Origin of the sequence: Brevibacterium linens ATCC 9172, assembly GCF_900169165.1 — a bacterium.
GTDB lineage: Bacteria > Actinomycetota > Actinomycetes > Actinomycetales > Brevibacteriaceae > Brevibacterium > Brevibacterium linens.
The window spans coordinates 1-2,242 of the sequence record NZ_FXYY01000056.1; the positions used below are offsets into that span (position 1 = coordinate 1).

Annotated in this window: 2 protein-coding genes; both read right to left on the minus strand. The window is 60.3% G+C overall.

Going from position 1 to position 2,242, the window contains the following annotated elements; translation table 11 throughout:
- Window positions 1-33: 33 nt before the first annotated feature.
- A complete protein-coding gene (locus tag BLIN9172_RS18945; protein ID WP_101556171.1) occupies window positions 34-1,506 on the minus strand; it encodes a type II toxin-antitoxin system HipA family toxin in 1,473 nt (490 codons plus the stop codon).
- Complete coding sequence (locus BLIN9172_RS17655; RefSeq protein ID WP_025780997.1) at window positions 1,503-1,796, minus strand: helix-turn-helix domain-containing protein; 294 nt, start codon at window positions 1,794-1,796, stop codon at window positions 1,503-1,505. Before BLIN9172_RS17655 ends, BLIN9172_RS18945 begins: the two co-directional genes overlap by 4 nt.
- Window positions 1,797-2,242: the final 446 nt, after the last annotated feature.

Here is a 2,242-nt window from a genome sequence, read left to right on the forward strand (position 1 = left end):
TTGGTTACCCACCCGATCGCCTGAACCCTTGGATCAAACTGTGTTTGTCCTGGTCAGACCCGGTAGAAACGGTGTTCCGTGAACCTCGTTTCCGGCGGGGCAACGAGATATAACTCTAGACCACCCCGGAGGCGGCGTGCAAATCCAAAACCGGCTTTCTCCACGTGACACCCACCACACAGTCCGCAGGGCACAATGATGCCCCTTGCGGAGCGGCGGGCTGCGCATCAGTCCGCGCAACAACCAAGACCGAATATCGCGCGATTCAGCGGCCCAGTCGGATAACTTCGCCCAGGCGGGCGAGCTGCGGTCGATGACAGTCCCCATCTCAGTGATCTCTGCCTGTCGGATCCCGCGTTCGACAGCCTGCGATCTCCACCCTTCGACTGCGCTCACGACCTCATTGAGGAGAGTCACAGCAGTCGGCTTCGTCAGATGGCAGAGAGAGGCGAATTCGAGCAGCGCCTCGGCTTCAACCTCCGCGGACACGACGCCGTTGATCGCGGTGTGGCGTTCGACCGCGGGCTCCGGTTCCGGATTGATGTCAAAAGCTGGGCTCAGCTGCCATCCCGCGTCCGCCCGTATGAAGCCATGGTTTCGCATGTGATCGTCCGTATTGTGCAAAGCAACTGAGAATGCCACTCGGCGAAACAGTTCCGCACAGTCGCTGCGCCAGCGCCGGCTGTGATCTTCGATTGCTTCGACGACATCGAGATAGTCACCGGCTTCTCCGTCCCGACGCCCGGTTGCTGTCATCGCACTCATATATCCGATCCGACGGTCGGCCGTACGATCGAACCTCTGCAGAAGAAGCACGGATCTCCCGTCGATGCTCAGCAACCGAGATTCAGAAGTGCCGATTCCGGCCCTACGGGCAAGTTCGAGTGCCAGGCTCTCCCATGCAATGACGTCTCGATCGTCTCCGGGCCGGGAGAACTTCGCGATCAACAGTCGTCTCTCATCGTCCGCCACAGATGCTTTGGGACGCGCCCCTCCCAGAGACCCTGTCCCAGCGTCGAGAAGCCGCTTCACAGCGGCGCCCGACCCTTCTGCGGCCCCATCGGCAGCCCGCTGCAGCTCCGGCAGGGAGAGCAGCTTCGGTACACGGTTCGTCGGGCTGAGGAAGTCTTCGCCAGCCGCACGACGAAATCGCAGAGCCCCTTGCCGGGTGCGGTCGCTGACTCCGAGCAGGAAGTCGATGTCTGTCAGACGGCGGTCACGGACGACGCCGTCGGCGACCTGCCGCCGATGCTCCTTCGCAACGAGGTTACGACCCCACCGGTCACGAGAGCAGCCGGCGAATGCTCCCGGCAGACCAGGTACGCTGAATGGGGCTGTCGACAGCGGGAGCTCAGGGTCGATCGAATAGGCCCATCGAGTCCTAGCGTACTCATCGGAATATTTGAACGTCGTCGAGATCTGCCCCCGTGCGATGTGGAAGTACGTGGTGCCGACGAATACCGCCTTTCCGCCATGGTCCATCTCAACCCGGATCTGCTCACTCATCGACGAACCCTGTTTGGAAGTGTTTCAGCGGAACGCAATCGGCCGACATCGGTACTCAGAGGATCAAATGCGGCGGACACATGGTCGAGCTGCCCCAGTGCCTGCATAACCGACATCACTGCCCCGATTGATACGCCTGCGTCACCACGTTCGACTTTCTGGAGCGTCGATCGAGAGATGCCGGCCCGCTCTGCGACTTCGACTGCCTTGAGCGATTGCATGAGTCGCCACCGACGAATCGAGGATCCGATCTCGGCAAGGCGGCGATCCACTTGACGAGTAACGCCCATTTGAACTCCTTATGAGTGCAATAGTCACCACATAGTCAATTAACGACTAGAATACGCGTCATTAGATCCACCGGCAATGCCCATTCCGGGCGAATGGGTGGCCGGCTCCTGTCCGGATGGACTCCATACAGACTCTGCGCGTCAGTGAGAACACCACTCATAGTCGCCGGTGACCGGCCGGAGAATACACGAATGGCCTCGTCCGACTCTCAGAGGGAGTCGGACTAGGCCATTTGCTACCTGGCGGGGGCGCAGCAACCCCGCGCGAGGTTGCGGGGCCCCCGCCAGGTAGCAATAAGCACGGACAACACACCCCATCCGTGAATACAGTGATGGCCCCGCCCAAACACTGGACGAGGCCATCACCTTAAAAAACATTGCGGCAGTCACTTACTCTCCCACAACCACCAAGTTGCAGTACCATCAGCGCGAATGGGCTTAGCTAC

Bases quoted from the DNA above. Each gene is read 5' to 3' on its own strand.
- BLIN9172_RS18945 (WP_101556171.1), bottom strand. From the start codon at position 1,506: ATGAGTGAGCAGATCCGGGTTGAGATGGACCATGGCGGAAAGGCGGTA.
- BLIN9172_RS17655 (WP_025780997.1), bottom strand. From the start codon at position 1,796: ATGGGCGTTACTCGTCAAGTGGATCGCCGCCTTGCCGAGATCGGATCC.